Consider the following 16,825-nt stretch of genomic DNA (forward strand, 5'->3'; position numbering starts at 1 on the left):
TCGCCGTAATTAATTGTTAAAGACTGAATGATAACCCTACATAGAATTCCGGCCGTAGCGACAGGGAAGAAAATCCTTGTTCCGTAAATGCGCCGGTGCCGCCGGACAGGTTCAGTTCCGATGTTTCAGGATCGCGGTGATCGCTGTTGGCGGTAATCATGAACAGGTTCCTTGTCTGGAAATAAATCCGGGTACTGGTGAAGCCGATACGTTTCAGCAGCTGCGGATTCAGATCGTAGGTTAATGTTATATCCCGGAGTTTCATGTAGCTGGCGCTCTCTATCAGAATATCTGAATAAGGGAAATAGAACATATCCATATTCCAGCTGCTGAGTTTCGGATAAATGGTTTTGGCTTCATCACCCGGTTGCTTCCATCTTTCCGATACATGTTTATTCAGGATATTAGATCCGCTAAAGGCATCTCTCCTTAACACATTTCCCAGTTTTGCAATAAACATAAAAGACAAATCGAAACGCTGCACGCGGAAGGAGTTGGTTAAGCCGATCGCATATTTCGGACGCAGGGTACCGCTGTAAATCAGGTCGCCTACCGCCACATTGCCACCACCGCTTTTTTCTCCCTTGGCCGTGTAAAACTGCGACACGCCGTTGTTATCCAGGCCGGCATACTTGTAGCTGTACAAGGCATCCAGCGGATCGCCGGCTTTTTTGATAGCGCCGCTGGTGATGGTAGAAGGATACTGGTAGGTAACATTGTAGGTAACTACCGTGTTCTTGTTGTAGCTGAAATTCAGGAAGGTATTCCAAACGAAATCGCGTTTACGCAATACATCCGCATTCAGGGAGATTTCATAGCCTGTATTTCTTACTTCCCCGATATTCTTTACCAGGGAACTAAAGCCACGGGTAGGATCAATGGCGTCAGATGCCAGCAGGTCGCTGCTGTTACGCAGGTAGTAATCTGCGGTTACATTGATCCGCCTGTTCAGCAGGGAGATATCCACACCAAAGTTGGTGCTTTTTGTTTTTTCCCAACGGAGCGAGTTATTTGGCGGTGAAGAGATACTGTAAGATACATCTCCGGTATAATTGGAATAACTGCCAGGGGTAATGATCAGGAAAGGTCCTGAGTTCAGGGAAATATTTCCGTTGATACCATAAGATGCCCGCAGATCCAGGCGATCGATCAATGGTACCTGGAAGAATTTTTCCTCTGCCAGTTTATAGGTGCCGCCGGCCGACCACAACGGTTTGTAGCGGTAACGCGGATCGGTGCCAAAGAAATTGGTTTGATCCAGCCGGATACTTCCACTGAGAATAAAGCGGTTATTATACTCATAGGAACCGTTGGCATACCAGGAAACGAAACGGTTATCCTGGAAAGCATAACTGCCTATGCTGGCAGAGGGCCTGCTGGTGCCCAGCATATCAGCATTATAGGAACCGGCATTATAATCAGCATAGTTAAAAGTAGAAAACGTACCTGCCTGATCGTTATATCCGAAGCGGGTTGGCAGGCTATTGTTATCCGCTGTGTTCCGGCTTATTTCATTACCGGCAATAGCGCTTACACGGTGTTTGGTGGCAATTACCCGGTTGAAGTTCAGCTGTGTGCGGAACATGTAACTCTGGTTGAAGTTGCGGGCTTCATTCACCACTGCACCATCGGGAATATAATGTTTGGAACCATTGGAGATGGAGGTATTATCATCGTACCAGAGCCGCACCCGGTAAGACATTTTATCGTACAGTGAGCGGGTTTGTGCATCGCCGCGGCTCCAGGTACCTCCTGCTTCTACGTTTAACCCGTCGAAGATTTTTACATTCACGCTGCCGCCCAACCGGATCTGTAACGCCTTTGTGTTGTAGGTTTCCAGTCCCAGGTCATCGAGCGGATTATAGTACAGTGGTTTCAACCCGGTTAAGGCTGCATACCGGTCTTCCTTCTTCTGGTTTTTAGAAGGCACATTCAGTGTTTCCCCTGTGGCCGGGTCTACCAGCAGGTTGTACGGCTGTACCAAAGATGTGTTGGTAAACGCCAGCATATCCTGCCAGCCACGTACCGGCGAAGCGGAGGTAGCGTAGTTCACATTGGAGAACAGGCGGATGTTCACACCTTTGCGTGGCTGCCAGTCGTTTTTCACATCAAAGATGAGGCGGTTGTCTGAATTCCGGACCGTGTTGTTCTGATTGGATATATATCTTACCGCGGCGTTGAGCATACTTTTTTCGCTGCCGCCGGATAAGGAAATATTGTGTTGCTGCGTGAACTGGTTCCTGAAATAATATTTCTCCATCTGCGCCAGTCCGTCGTTTTTCTTCAGCACATCCAGCTCGGCGTTCACATCTTTTTCGTTCATCCATCCCTGTGATTTGGCGATCATCAGGTAGTTGACACGGGAAGTGCTGCCATAGTTATTATAGGTAGTGAGGTAGCTGTTAGGGTCCTGGTTATAGAGTTCTATTTCCGCATCCACGTAATCGGCGGACGAGGCCCTGTTGAGGTTCGACAGATCCGGTTTCAGCGTAATGCCGGTAGATCCTTTGTACTCCACCTGCAACGCGCCTTTTCTGCCGGAGCGGGTAGCAATTACGATCACGCCGTTGGAAGAACGGGCGCCGTAAATGGAAGCGGCTACCGCATCCTTTAACACGGTGATCGATTCTATATTATCGATATTGAGAGATTCCAGCCCTGCGCTGGAAGGGTACCCATCAATTACCAGCAGTGGTGCGCTGGCAGCAGTGCCCAGCAGGGTAGACACGCCACGGATTTCCAGGTTGCCTTCTTTGGTGAGTACCACGCCGGTGGCTTGTCCTTCGAGGGCCGATTTTACGTCCGGCTTCAGTTTGGCACGGAGGCGATAGGGATCGATCACGGAAAACGAGCCAGTGGCCCTTTCGCGGGAAATGGTCTGGTAGCCGGTGTTCACCACATCGATGCCGGTGAGTTTATTATTGGATGGCTTCAGCTGTATGCTGATGACGCCACTTTTACCCACTACGAGTTCCTGTTTTTCATAGCCAACATAAGAGAACGACAGCACGGCATTTTCATCTCTCACCACAACGGTATATTCTCCGTTGTTATTGGTTTGTGTGCCTTTGGCTGTGCCTTTCACCACTACAGAAACGCCGGGCAGCGGAACACCGTTTTCATCGGTAATGCGGCCAGTGATCACTATCTGCGCCGGAGCAGCAGGCAGTTCCGGTGTGCGCGGCAGGATGCGGGTAACCGTAATGGTTTTGTCTTCGATGGCATACTCCAGGTTCTGCCCCATCAGCGAGGCATGCAGTAATTCCTGGATAGTAGCGTTTTTCATGTCCAGCGTAACGGGGCGGGAACTTTGCAGTGCATCGTAGTTATAAAAAACGATGTACCCCGTTTGCCGGTTGATAGTGTTAAAGACCGTTGATAACGGTGTGTTTCTGACAGACAGTGTTACGCGTTGTGCAGTGCTTTTTGCGCTGACCTGCAGCATGCCTGCCATTAGTAATAAAGCAGATAACCTCATGATCCTCCAAATTTTGGTTGGCAGATTATTTTTTTTCATTGTACCGGCAAATACCGGTGTGTAAGATCTGCATTGGTGGTGATGCTTTCCGGAAGTGTTGATGTGGTGATGATCAGGCCTGCGGACAAGGGAATACGATCCCTCTTCTCTGTTTTGGAACAAAGCAGTTAAAATCATACATTTGATTTCGGTGATAAAAATGAGTTTACGCGAATAATTTATTGCCTGTAACCAGTGATGTTTGCCCATCACTGGTTTTTTAATGGCGCTGGTTTTAGTTGATCATGATTACTTCTAATACAATAGCTGGTCAGATTTAAGTGTTAAAAAATATGGCTTGTTTACGATCGTAATACGGTTATTTTTCTTCCTTCTATTTTAAACAGTACTCCATTCTTTTCCAGGATTTTCAGGATACCCGACAGCGGGAGGCTGCGCTGCATACCGCCGCCAAAGCGCATTTGGGGCGGCGTGCCCTCATACACTACTTCTATATCATACCAGCGTTCCAGCTGCCGCATCACGGTGGTAATGTCGGCGCGGTCGAAGATAAAAAAGCCGTTCTTCCAGGCTACGGCTTCCTGCACATCGGCGCCTGTTACCGTGATGTTGTTATTGTTGCTGATGCGTGCCTGTTGTCCGGGCAGCAGTTTCTTTATAGTACCGTTACGGCCTACGTTTACGGCGCCTTCCAGCAGAGTTACCGCCAGGGCGCTTTCATTGGTGTAAGCCATGATATTAAAATGAGTGCCCAGCACCGTGATGTCGGCGCCGTTGGCCTTTACCAGGAAAGGTTTTCCGGATAGTGGCGCTACTTCAAAATACCCTTCGCCGGTGAGTTCCACTGTTCTGTTGCTACCTGTAAAGGCAGTGGGGAAATGCAGGGAGCTGGCCGCATTGAGCCATACCCGTGTGCCATCCGGCAGGGTAAGCTGGTATTGTCCGCCGCGGGGCGTGCTTAATGTATTGTAAGTAACCGGGGTGGTGGCGCCGGTGGCATGGTACAGCACCTGTCCGTTTTGCAGTTTGATGATGCTGGTACTGCCTTGTTTGCCGAGCGTATCATTTTTGGCTTCGTCGAGTACAATGCGGGAGCCATCTGCCAGGGTAAGCATGGCTTTATTGCCGCCGGGGGCGATATCGTTCTTATAACGCTGTGCGAGTGCAGGAGTGGGTTTTACAGATGCTACCGGCCGGAACAGGAAATATAAACCGGTGGCGAACAGCAGGCCGGCCACAACGGCGGCAGCCCACCAGAAGCGGTACACCGTTTTCATGGGTTGTGCGGTTTCCACAAAAGGAGTGGTAAGATCGGCGCCGGTAATACTTTGCAGTAAAGCGGTGCGGGCGGCTGTATCCGGCGTTGCTGTATCAGCAGGGGCCTGCCACATCAGATCCGTGAGCGCGGCCATGAGTATTTCCATATTGCCGTCATCTTCCAGCAATGTGTACAACTCTTCCTGCTCTGCGGCGGTTTCGTTCCCGGAAAGCCGCTGCTGCAATAAATATATAACCCTTTGCTCCTGCATGCGTAAAAAGAAAACCGGGATTTAAACGGCTCCCCGGTATTAAGAATAGGCTGACGACATAAAGGACCTATCTGTTTAAAAATATTTTTTTACTTACAGATAAAGATCAGGTAAACAAGCGGGATGGCATGCCCGTTGCGGCGCAGGTGTTCCCTTATGGCTTTCAGGGAAAATACCAGTGCATTTTTTACGGAGCTGGGCGACAAATCCAGCTCAGTGGCTATTTCCGGGATCTTCATGCCCCGGTTTCGGCTCATCTGGTAAATACGCCGGCGTTGCGGCGACAGTAACATCACGGCTTCCTCAATAATAGTATGCAATTCTTTTAAGGTAAGCCGCCTGGTAGCGGTGTCGGTTTCGTCGGCTGTTGCCGCTACTGTTCCGCGCAACCGGTATTCAGTAGCTTCTTTCTTCAGGTAAGTGTAGCATTCGTTGGCGGCTACTTTATAAAGCCACGCTTTCGGATGATCGATGTCCGCAAGCTTGTCGCGGCTAAGCCATACCCGCAGGAAAGTAGCCTGGATCACTTCTTTGGCGTTTTCGGGCGACTTCACCATTTTCCGGATAAATGGCTCCAGCGTTGTCAGGGAAGTATTGAAGAGGATACCAAACGCCGCTTCATCGCCCTCAGAAATGCGCTGAAACAGTGATTTGTCAATATAGATATTATCGTGCATTATCGTTGCAGAATACGCTGATGGTTGATAAGGTTGGTGGTATCGCCACTAAAGTAATGAAAATTGGGCGGATACACATGCCCCCTACCTATCTACCTGTCCGGATGGATCAGGTTTCATCCAGGAAACCGGCCGTCGGCTGCTCCGTTATTAACTTATCTGGCGGGAGTATCGTTCCAGCTTTTCCTTTTCTGTTTTGGTTAAGCTGTTGATCCCTTTGTGATGAATTTTGTCGAGAATAGCATCCAGTTCTTTCTGGCGGTTGGCTTTTTCCACATTATATACATCATCGATATCCGCCAGCACATGGTGTTGATTATAATAGTAGTTATCAACCAGGATAATATGAGGTTTGTGGATAATTACATACATGAAGAATACACAGGGTACCGTAAGCGCAATGATAACAGCGATGTGCTGCATGATCACCGCCGGTTCTATCATCAGTCCGATGAGCATACCCGCCATAGCGCCTCCCAGGTGGGCGTCGTGGCCTATATTATCGCGGCGCGACTTAATGCCGTAAATAGAATACAATATATACACGATGCCATACCCCCATCCCGGCACGGGAAACAGTCCGAAGAAGCTCACCATCATACCCGGATACAGGACGATGGAAGCGAAAATGATTCCACAGATCGCCCCGGATGCGCCTACTGCGCTATAGTCGCTTTCACGCCGATGAATGTACAGGGAAAGCAGGTTCCCCCCGATAAGACTTCCCAGGTAAATACAAACGTAAGCTGCAGGCCCCATATCCGCTTCCAGCATCCCGCTGAAAAGCAGGAGGGAGATCATGTTAAAGATCAGGTGTTTCCAGCTGACGTGCAGGAATCCGCTGGTGATTAAACGCCGGTATTCCCTGTATAGCCGGATCCTCTCCACTTCAAATTCATACTTATTGAAAAAGGCGCGGCTTTTAAATCCTTTCCAGGAAATAACCACATTAGTAAGAATAATTGCCAGGGTGATGATACCGGTATAACTCATTTTATTTACGGGTCGTTTACAAACACCTCTGCAATATGTGAAATACTTTAAATATATCAAAATCCGGGTGATAGTTCTTTTCCGGTGATATAACCGTTCCCGTTAGATGCTTACGTCCAAAATATCCTACAGTAGCGGGTAACAGCGATCTGCATTTCTCCCGCAGGGAAATAAATTTCTGATTTTCTTCAAAAAAATTTGGTTGTTTGAAAATAATGTTGCTACATTTGCACTCCCCAAAGGGGGATATAGATCGGCTGAAAGGCCCGTCTGTATTAAGGATCGGTAGTTCAGTTGGTTAGAATGCCGCCCTGTCACGGCGGAGGTCGCGGGTTCGAGTCCCGTCCGGTCCGCAAGAAAGGACAAATTATCGAAAGATAGTTTGTCCTTTTTTCTTTGGTGGATGTTTGCCTTCAAATAAAGATCCCATGTTTGACGGGGCGGGGCCCCCCGCAGCTGATTTGAATTATAGAATATTACTTAATTGTTTTCATCACCATATTGTTGGCCTGGAAAGTTTGCTAAACTGATCGGCTTGCGGCTAATGATCAGTTCAAATGGATCTGAGTTTTATCAAATTCACCTTCAACTATTACCTTAGCAGATAATGAACTCAGTTCGATTAAAGTTGGAGGAAAGCCGTAATCTTTTAGTGTTTTTTCAATTCGGCCTCCGATGGAGAAACGTAATTGATCTTAATGCCGCTTGCCTCAGAAATGAGCTGAGTCACTTCTTCAAAATCATAAGCCTGCTCACCACTACCCGTAATTTTTTTGCTTATTCAAAATGTTTGCTCAGAGCGCATGGGGGATATTATAGATAGTATGCCATTGAAACCATGTTCGATTTCAGGTTGTTTATCATTTACTATCCGGAGGGGACTTCGTCAATAGGTGTTCATTGCTCCAATCAGCAATCCTCTCAAACACGGATATAAGACTTTTGCTTTTATCAGTAAGAGAATACTCAACGCGGGGTGGGTTTTCCTGGTACTGTTTGCGTATGACCAATCCGTCTCTTTCCAATTCCTTCAATTGTTCAGTAAGTATTTTTCTTGAAATGGTCGGAATACGAATTGCGATTTCACCAAACCGTCTCGTACCAGAAAGAAGATTATACAAAATTACCGGTTTCCATTTTCCACCGATTATCTCCATTGCCGTCGTTATTGGGCAATTATTAAAGTCATTACAACTGCGTTCTTTAGTTACCATATCGTTACCACTATTTTGCCTGTTACCTTCTTGTAACAGGTTAACATCTGAAACTATTATAGTTCCTTTAGGTAACAAATGTATTTTTTAAAAGTAAAAATTCAAAAAGATGATTTTAATAACAGGAGCAACAGGACATTTCGGAAAATTAACCATTGATTTTTTGTTGAAGAAAGGAATTGAAACCAGTCAGATAGCCGTACTAGTGCGTAATACAGAAAAAGCGACAGATCTAAATGAGAAAGGCATAAACATCCGTGTGGGAGATTATAATGATTACTCATCTTTGGTGAGAGCCTTCAGAGGTATCGATAAGTTACTATTTGTTTCTGGAACTGACATACCCAATCGCACTTCCCAACATGAACAGGTTCTAAAAGCAGCGATGGATGCAGGTGTTAAACATATCATTTACACTAGCGGCGAGTTTAGGATAGAAGGTCAGGATTCTCCACTATGGAACTTCGTTGAAGCGCACATTAAAACTGAAAAGTGGTTAAAAGAAAGCGGGTTAACCTATACCATTCTGAAAAACGGTTTGTATATGGAGTATATACCTTACTTTATTGGTAATGTGCTGGAAACTGGAATAATTTATCTGCCCGCAGGTAACGGGAAAATAAGTGTGGCGTTACGTTCAGAAATGGCGGAGGCAACCGCAACCATTCTTGCTATGGAAGGACATGAAAATAAGTCCTATCATTTTGTGAATACGGAAGCCTACGGATATGAAGATATTGCAAGATATATTTCTGAGTTCACAGGAAAGACCATTAATTATATCTCCCCGACGGAAGAAGAATTCAGGAAAACATTGCAGCAACAAGGCGTAAGCATTCCTGAAGAATACATTAGTATTATTTTGGCACAAGCGCAGGGCGATGCAGAGATGGTAAGTGATGATATGGAAAAACTTATCGGCAGAAAACTAACTCCGATAACAACGTTTTTGCAGGAAGCATATCAGCATGGCTAAACTACAACACCTCCCAAATCCACCGAATCCTGCATAATTTGTTCGAGGTTACGATACCTGGGGCCGCAAGCTTTAAAGCCTTCAAGTCGAAAGATTTGGAGACTTTTTTTTCTGAAGAATTTGAGAAACCCTCATCCGATCTTACGCTCTATATTCATGCTCCTATAATTCTGGTACGTCGCTTCTGAAGTCTCGCCAATCTTAGGATCATTCTTAATAACAATCTCCCAAAAGCTGCGATTAGCATTACCCCATTGGTTCATGGCATCAATAATCGGCATCAACGACTTCTTCACTCCGGCTTTGAAAAACAAGCTTTCAGCTTTTCCCAATTCCTATTTTCATCTACTGTGCAACTGGCCAGCTATCAGTACGGAAAGGACCAACAGGTAAACCTTCAGAAGAAAAAACATTACCGATAGCAGCATTGGAGAAAGCGTATCTCACCGATGCTGGCTTCTCTACTTTTTTACTCCAAACGATCAGTGCATCTTTCTCCACCTTTGCGGATGCTTCATAGAAAATATGGTCCACTCCTGCTATATACAGGGCAACCGGTGCTTTGCCATTGATCCGGAGAGAAGTGGGAACGTTGGTGAAACGAAGTACTGCTTTGTTTTTGCTGATGCTCATTTCTTTGAATACAGGGCTTTTCCAGGTAAACCCTGTTTTGCCATAGTTCTCCCCCAGGGCCCAGGCGGCCAGCCTGTTACCAACTGATCTCTTATCCTGTGGGTGAATATCTTTCACATTTTCTGTAACGTCAGATACTACAACCATACCGGTTCCGGGAAGGACGCTGCTGCGTGCCTGTGCCTCCCGAAGGAATGCAGCCTGATACTCCTTTTCGTAGGTAAATGGTGCTATCTGAACATAGTAAAAGGGCAGTGGCTTATGCCACGCCTCACGCCATGCCTGTATCATGCCGGTGAACAATGGCATGTAAGTATCGGCGGTGTTCACATTGGCTTCTCCCTGGTACCAGATAACTCCCTTTATGTTAAAATTGATAAGAGGAGCTATCATCGCATTGTAAGCATAACCTGGTTTATGTGGCCACCATGCGGCCGGGGCCAGCTTGGCAGCGGCTGCAGAAAGTTGTTGCTGATCGGCTACAAGATGCTCCGGTGCCCATACTTCTGCTGGTGTTCCTCCCCAGCTGGCATTGATCAGGCCAACAGGTACTCCCAACGATTTCTGAAGGCGTACTCCGAAAAAGTATCCCACTGCACTGAAAGGCTTCAGGCTATTGCTGTCGCATACTTCCCAGCTTCCCGGACAATCGTCCTGTGGATATGGCGCGGTAGTTTTGGGTATGTTAAAGAACCTGATGTTATTGTTACTGCAAACAGGCAATTCGGCAGCTATCTGCCGGATACCGTTATAGTAACTGTATTCCATGTTGGATTGCCCTGAACATAGCCATACCTCGCCGATCAGGACATTTTTCAGTACAATCTCATTGGATCCTTTCAGTCTTATTTCATAAGGTCCTCCTGCTGCCGGAGTATGTACTTTTAAAGCCCACTTCGCATCTCCGCTGGTGGTAACAGTCGCCGTTTTGTTATCCCAGCCCGTAAATACCGTAATCTTTTCTGAAGGGCTTGCCCATCCCCAGATGGTTATGCTGTCGTTTTGCTGCAGCACCATATTGCTGCCAACGAGTGCCGGTAACCTGATGGCGGCATGAAGTACCGCAGGCAACAGCAACACAATACCGTAAAGAAGGAGTTTTTTCATAATCGCGCTTAATACTTTGGGGGGTAAATATAACACCCATACCTGATAATTGAAAATTGCTCTGCAGAAGTTGTTTCAATTTCATTCAGAAAATTAAAAGCCTTCTCAAATTCCCAGGAAGCACCTCGTCCTGCTCCGAGTATTGAACGATACTTCTTAACAAAATTGGAGGATCGTTTTTAAAAAACGATCCTCCAATAAATCAGAGGGGCCAATAAAAATCCCACGCGTAAAAACTATTCCCGTATCAGCTTCCACAGTGATTCAACAGGCACCGTATTCTTCAGCACCATTTGTACACCTGCATTTATATCACTATGCAAAAACATACGTGTGTTGGCTACCGTGCCAACCACATTACCGTAAATATCCATTACAGGTCCGCCGCTGGAACCGGTGGCATAGTCAGCTGATACAGATATCATCTCGCGGAAGAATTTTTGGTCGCCCTCACCAACTTCTTCCAAATACCTATTATTCACATTCCCCTGGGAAAAGAAATAATGTATTCCTTTGGGATGACCAAGTATATAGATCTTGTCGCCAACTTCAACTGAATCAGCCAGCGAAAGAGCGGGTAAGACGTCACCATGGGTATCCAATTGAAGGACGGCAAGATCATTCTTTTTAGACGATGCAAGGACGGCCTTTACTGCATAGGTACGTCCATCAGCCATACGCGCTACAAACCCCTTTGGTTTATTGCCGTCTTTCATAAAGGCATAGGAAGCCGCAACATGGTAATTGGTAACCATGATTCCTTTGCGATCAATGATATATCCCGTTGATTCGCTCAGATGCACGTTTTCACACCTGGGACACAGATAGGCCACCCCGGTAATAACGGTTGCGTTTTTTGCCTTTTCATACAGGGTATGGGCTGACAGCTCTTTTGAAACCGGCTTCACCAGGTCCACCGTTACCCCACTCCGTTCTGCAATAAGTGCCTTTTGTACGTCTTCTGCACTAATACTCCTTTCTTTTGCAGATAAGGAATCGAAAGATTTCAGGAAGCCGGCAGCTATCTTTGCATCGTCCGTAAACGTCTGTCCGACCGCTATACCAGCTATAAATAAAATATTCACTACCAATAAAACGGTCCATTTGATTGCATATCCTTTCGAAAAAAAACTCATTTGACTTCTTTTTAAAGTTCCGGGTACCTCAATGCTTCCCCTTATTTACTGATGCTCTCTAACTGGGACTTATAATGCTTTGCCTGCCTTTCAGCATTCCTGCTTCCCATCTGAAAATACTCCCTGATAGCAGTTTTCTGGGCATCTGTAGCCTTAGATACTTTACCCGCCAGGATACCATCCAGTATACCTTTAAAGACATCATTATCCGGTAAATACACTATATACCGCTTATAGTAATCAATCATCCCATCCAGGTCCTTGTTAACAACATACAACGCAACCCTGCAGAGGTGGGCCTCCTGCTTCATCGGATCCAGCTTCAGCAATGCAATGGTATATGCTATATCCTCCACCTGCCGGGGCGTGTAAAACACATTATACCTGGCGCCATTTTCATTTGCGATCAGATACATATGCTTACGGACTTTGTCAAATATCATCCTGTTGGTAACTTCTGTACCCAATGCCTTGTCAATGCTGCTTTTATCTAACATCAGCTTTCTGAAGAAAGGGCTGCCAAATTCCACCGCTCCCAGCGTCAATTCTAAATAGTCAACACTGAATCGCTCATAATCCATCGCATTGTCAAAAATCTCACTCAGCACAACAGACGGATCCTTTGCATTTTCGTATAGCGCCTTTGCATAAGGCAATCCTGTACGAAAATTCTTATCCTTCTCGTAAGCTGCCTTCAACTTTGCCATTGAATTATCAGGGTTTAAAGCCACCTTCACCTTTTCAATAAACTCCTCTGCACCCGCTTTTCCTACTACCCTGTTAATTTCCTCCCCTTTTGCATCGAGGATCAGAAATGTCGGGAACATTTTGACATCATATTTCTTAGCGATATCAATGCCCTCTCCTTTTTCCATATCGAATTTGACAGGAATAAACTTAGGATTGAAGAAGTCTCCTGATACTTTTTTAGGAAATTCTTGTTTGGCCATTTCAATACAAGGTCCACACCAGCTGGTATAGCAATCAACAAAGATCAGTTTTGGCGTTGCCGGATCAGCAGCTTTCGACATGGCCTGTTGAAGCGTCAGCTCCTGGAATATTATTCCCTGTGCAATAGTATGCTGTTTACCCAAAACGCCTATTGTTAACAGAATGGAAATGAAAAAAAATTTCATATGCTGTTAAGTATTAAATTTTTGACTCGATTAACTCTTTTAATTTCGGATCAGAGGGCCTGATGGCATCATAACTCACCATTTTACCGTTTTTGTCAAACAGGATGAACCGTGGCACTTCTGTTATTTCGTAATCCTGGATCAAACTTCCCTGGTTGTTAGAGTATAAATGGATGCCCGATAAGTTCTTTGTCTCTACCATATTCGTCCATTTATCCTTCTCGGTGTCTATTGAAATACTGAGGAAAACAACCTCTTTCCCCTCGAATGATTTCTCGAGTGCTTCCAGCGCCGGCTGTTCTGCAAGACAAGGTTTACACCAGGTAGCCCAAACATCAACCAATACTACCTTGCCCCGGAAATCTTTGAGATGATGTACTTTACCATTTCTATCAGGATATGCAAAATCAATTGACTCGCCGCCGGGTTCCTTCAAAATGGCTCTTTTCTCAAAAACTTTCATCCTGCTCTTCTGCTGATCTGTGACCATATATTGTTTGTTCTTACTTACAAAAGCAGCCATTTTCTGATATTCCCTGCGAGCTAATACTGTAAGCACATAGTCAGCTCTCATCTTTGGGTTAGTGATCTCAGGAACAATGACGTTCTCCAGGTATCCATTCTCTAAATTATAAACGAAGTGTTTTACAAATGCTGAATTCTGAATATAACTATAACCAAAAGGGAGTGTCCATATCTGCTGATCTGAATAATTCTCGGTCTTAAACATGTTGGAAATAAAAGCCGGGTATTGATCATGCCGGGCATATCCCAACCCTTGTAAAAACGGACCTAAGGCATCGTATCTGAAACTGTATGGCAGCATCATTTTTAGATAGTGGTCAAATTTTGTGTTGCCTGTTTTGATATTGTTCACAAATGCTTCTGCCGGTTTTACCAGGGAATCAAGTGTAGGGGCATAATCGTCCGCTGCCCGTTTCCAGCCATCTTTGGCATAGTTAAAATTTCTAAGTGGCGCTACTATTTTATTCCAATCAGCAAACACCTTATTCTCCGCATTTACTTTGCCGGAGTAGGTGATCTTCCCTAAGCCTGCATCGATCGTCAGTGAATCGCCTTTCCGCATATATACCGGATATACTTCATCAGCGAATCCGATATAGCGGATCACATTCAGATCACTGTCTGCCAGCTGCGCCTGAAAGGAATGGTCTTGCCTGGCTACCGGGATCATAGACACAGGTACCATACCACCATCAGCTGCCTTGAAAAGGTACATCTGGCTGGTACCCATTGTAATGGTATTTTCTTTCACAAACTTACCTTTGATCACGGCATGCTGCGCCCAGGCCGCCGCTGAAATACCCAGCAGCAGGATAGATAAAACTGTCTTTTTCATATTTGATTTTAATTATTATTTATAGTATGTTTTTGCCGGGATCTGCTTCCTTACCGGCTACTTAAGAGGCACCCCCATATCAGTAAGTATCTGTTTGATATAACTGTATTTAATCATGATATTATCCTGGTTTCCATAAAGCTGTTTAAACTGCGCCTCTGAATTGCCCAGCGCGGCCTCCAGGTACATACACACATCCATCCATGTTGAAATCGGCGTGTAATACGTATTTCTTGGATCGGTACCCAGGAATCCAATGGCCTGTGGTGTAGCCGCCACCCCTGGTGGCAGACCTGTTACCAGGCTGGCAAGCTGGAATTGATACACACCATATACATCGCGCGAGGTCACAAATTTTCTGGAGGCATTGTAAAATTTTTCCAGGGTAGCGCTGTATTTATCACTGAGTACTGCATTGGTAAGAAAAGCACGCAGGATAGCTCCTTTATAAGCAGCCCTGGTGGCTTCGTTCATACCAGGGATTTGTGGCACAGCGCCTATAACAATTGTATTGAATCCCTTAAAGGCATATTTACCAAATGCATTGCTGTTCAGTGTATCTACAAGCAGGATACTGGGTATATGCACTCCCTTCGGCAGTGCCGGTATGATCTCTGTCCTCAGAAAATCCAATGCAGCAGGCGCATCTGCTTTTGAACAATAAGTAAATGACTGCACTATTGGTGGCGCTCCGGATTGCAGGCCACCCAATGAGTAGCTCATCGACAAAACTTCATAATAAGTATAATCATGTCCAAACACATCCCGCCGCTGCTGGGAACCAATGGTATCATTGATGTATATAGGTATCCCGGTTTCCTTGTAGAAAAGGTAATTGGCATGAATCGTTGCATCATTTGGATCATCCGCCACCACAAGCCAGTTTTTATCATAGTCAGGAAAAACTGTTTCTTCCTCCTTTCTGCATGATGCCGCCAAAGTCAATAAAGAAAAGGCGATCAGAGATATTTTATTTTTCATGTGCACTGGATTATAGTGGTTGAATCTGACGAACAGGACGAATTGGATTAGTAAGAGCGCCACGATTGAACTCTATGGCATAGTTAGGAATCGGCACCTGCCAGCCAGCCCCGTCCTCCGCAACGGATTTAAGTACATAATTACCCACCAGCGTATGCGTGTTAGATGGCGCATCATAACTGTAGACAGGATGTTTGATAACAAAGGAAGATGGTAATGGATATTTTGAATTCACCGCATAACGTCTGAGATCAAACCAGCGATGTCCCTCAAAACACAGTTCACGACGCCGTTCAGCACGGATAAAATTAACAAGCGCCTCATTGGATGAAGGGAGCTGGTCTGTACCGGCATTCCTGAAGCGTTTCATGCGCAGAAGCTGTAATTCAGCCCGTGCCTCGCCGTCCGCCCCCGTCATAGCCAATGCTTCTGCGCGATTCAATATTACTTCTGCGTAGCGGAAAGAAAAAATGCAGGATACCTGGTCAGGATCATTATACGTGCTCCAGGCGCGGTATTTGGCCGGTAACCAGGACTTACTTTTAGCAGCCCTGCTGAAGAAAGCAACACGTCTCAGATCCGCCGTATCATAAATACTCACTAAATCATTAGAAGCTTTGAAGGCAGAAACCCGGTTATCATTGCCGCTCCACTGAGAAAGTGAATCGTTCATAAAAACGGCAGGAATAACATATGAGCCCATGGTGAAAATAGACTCACCAGCGCCCCGGTAGGTGAAGCTGTTGCCCGCTACATACTGATTGAGGTCAGTAAGGTTGTAGCCCATTGTTTCAAAATCCTTCACAGTTGCAACAACTTTATCATATTGCTCTGTATACAGGTATACCCGGCTTTGCAAAGCCTTAACAGCTGCAATGCCCACCCTTATCCTGTTGTCTGGATTATACCCTTCCAGGTAGGTGGCCGCTTCATTAAGATCTGCTATGATCTGATTGTAGACCTTCTCATTATTATCACGGGTAAAATATTGGTCGTCTATCTTTTCAGAAACTTTTACAGGTACACCCTGGTCTGTTGTAGCAGTACTTTTCCGGTAGGGAGCTCCATAAATATTTTGCAGCATAAAATAATAATATCCCCTGAGAAAATAAGCTTCGCCGCGTAAATGCTTTAACTGCAGATTTTGGGCTGAACCGTCGGCCATTTTAGCCGCCTGGAAAAGAATTGCATTCAAAGCTCCAATACGTTTGTACAATCTACGCCAGGCAGTTTCTTCCCACGTGGCGTTCAGAATATCAACCGCAGGCACCTGGCCCCAGTTATGAAAACCGGACAGTTTGTAAAGTGGGGTGGCCTGACTTGTTTCCACGACGTCCGCCACAAATGCTTCACTGTCGTCATCCATTACATGCAGCCATGGAGCAAAGACACTTAATTCTGATGATATATCCGACAGGGTGGACTGGCTGTAGATAGATAGTTGTATATTATTTATAAAAGCTTCGCCGATCATCAGACTCTCGAGATCTGCCGTGGTGGAGGCATACTTTTGATCTGTAGTATATTCCTCCAGGAATTTGCGGCATGACGACAACAACAGTAAGCACGTAAGCAGAACAAATACATTTTTCATGGTGCTTATAT

General features: G+C 45.6%; 12 protein-coding genes and 1 tRNA gene. 2 read left to right on the forward strand and 11 right to left on the reverse strand.

Features of this window, described 5'->3' with window-relative positions; genetic code table 11:
• Positions 1–16 precede the first annotated feature (16 nt).
• From B5Z18_RS09560 to B5Z18_RS09575, 4 genes are all read right to left on the reverse strand, one after another.
• Entirely contained in the window at positions 17–3,478 is a 3,462-nt protein-coding gene (locus B5Z18_RS09560) for a SusC/RagA family TonB-linked outer membrane protein (RefSeq protein ID WP_159454245.1), read from the reverse strand.
• A 341-nt stretch (positions 3,479–3,819) separates the two neighbouring features.
• Entirely contained in the window at positions 3,820–5,007 is a 1,188-nt protein-coding gene (locus B5Z18_RS09565) for a FecR family protein (RefSeq protein ID WP_079469134.1), read from the reverse strand.
• Positions 5,008–5,096: 89 nt separating this feature from the next.
• Positions 5,097–5,684, reverse strand: a complete 588-nt coding sequence (locus tag B5Z18_RS09570) for an RNA polymerase sigma factor (RefSeq protein ID WP_079469135.1) — start codon at positions 5,682–5,684, stop codon at positions 5,097–5,099.
• Positions 5,685–5,834: 150 nt separating this feature from the next.
• Positions 5,835–6,677: a rhomboid family protein gene (locus B5Z18_RS09575; protein ID WP_079469136.1), complete on the reverse strand. Its 843-nt coding sequence runs from the start codon at positions 6,675–6,677 to the stop codon at positions 5,835–5,837.
• 279 nt (positions 6,678–6,956) lie between these two features.
• On the opposite strand from B5Z18_RS09575, the gene B5Z18_RS09580 reads away from it, so the two are divergent.
• Positions 6,957–7,030: transfer RNA gene (locus tag B5Z18_RS09580), tRNA-Asp, on the forward strand.
• A 507-nt stretch (positions 7,031–7,537) separates the two neighbouring features.
• On the opposite strand, the gene B5Z18_RS09585 is transcribed toward B5Z18_RS09580, so the two are convergent.
• Positions 7,538–7,969: a winged helix-turn-helix transcriptional regulator gene (locus B5Z18_RS09585; RefSeq protein ID WP_235015890.1), complete on the reverse strand. Its 432-nt coding sequence runs from the start codon at positions 7,967–7,969 to the stop codon at positions 7,538–7,540.
• Between the two features lie 31 nt (positions 7,970–8,000).
• Here B5Z18_RS09585 and B5Z18_RS09590 point away from each other — a divergent pair, with 31 nt between their 5' ends.
• Positions 8,001–8,867: an SDR family oxidoreductase gene (locus B5Z18_RS09590; protein WP_079469137.1), complete on the forward strand. Its 867-nt coding sequence runs from the start codon at positions 8,001–8,003 to the stop codon at positions 8,865–8,867.
• Between the two features lie 345 nt (positions 8,868–9,212).
• Here the strand turns inward: B5Z18_RS09590 and B5Z18_RS09600 are convergent, their stop codons facing one another.
• The 6 genes from B5Z18_RS09600 to B5Z18_RS09625 all read right to left on the reverse strand — a co-directional run bounded on the left by B5Z18_RS09600 (position 9,213) and on the right by B5Z18_RS09625 (position 16,814).
• Entirely contained in the window at positions 9,213–10,607 is a 1,395-nt protein-coding gene (locus B5Z18_RS09600) for a sialate O-acetylesterase (protein WP_079469139.1), read from the reverse strand.
• 236 nt (positions 10,608–10,843) lie between these two features.
• Entirely contained in the window at positions 10,844–11,743 is a 900-nt protein-coding gene (locus tag B5Z18_RS09605; protein ID WP_079469140.1) for a S1 family peptidase, read from the reverse strand.
• Positions 11,744–11,784: 41 nt separating this feature from the next.
• Positions 11,785–12,879, reverse strand: a complete 1,095-nt coding sequence (locus tag B5Z18_RS09610) for a thioredoxin family protein (protein WP_079469141.1) — start codon at positions 12,877–12,879, stop codon at positions 11,785–11,787.
• A 13-nt stretch (positions 12,880–12,892) separates the two neighbouring features.
• The gene (locus B5Z18_RS09615) at positions 12,893–14,239 is read right to left on the reverse strand and encodes a TlpA family protein disulfide reductase (RefSeq protein WP_079469142.1); all 1,347 of its coding nucleotides are present in this window, start codon (positions 14,237–14,239) and stop codon (positions 12,893–12,895) included.
• A 57-nt stretch (positions 14,240–14,296) separates the two neighbouring features.
• A complete protein-coding gene (locus tag B5Z18_RS09620) occupies positions 14,297–15,220 on the reverse strand; it encodes a hypothetical protein (RefSeq protein ID WP_079469143.1) in 924 nt (307 codons plus the stop codon).
• A 10-nt stretch (positions 15,221–15,230) separates the two neighbouring features.
• Positions 15,231–16,814, reverse strand: a complete 1,584-nt coding sequence (locus B5Z18_RS09625; RefSeq protein WP_079469144.1) for a RagB/SusD family nutrient uptake outer membrane protein — start codon at positions 16,812–16,814, stop codon at positions 15,231–15,233.
• Positions 16,815–16,825 lie beyond the last annotated feature (11 nt).

The organism is Chitinophaga ginsengisegetis (genome assembly GCF_900168065.1).
GTDB lineage: Bacteria > Bacteroidota > Bacteroidia > Chitinophagales > Chitinophagaceae > Chitinophaga > Chitinophaga ginsengisegetis.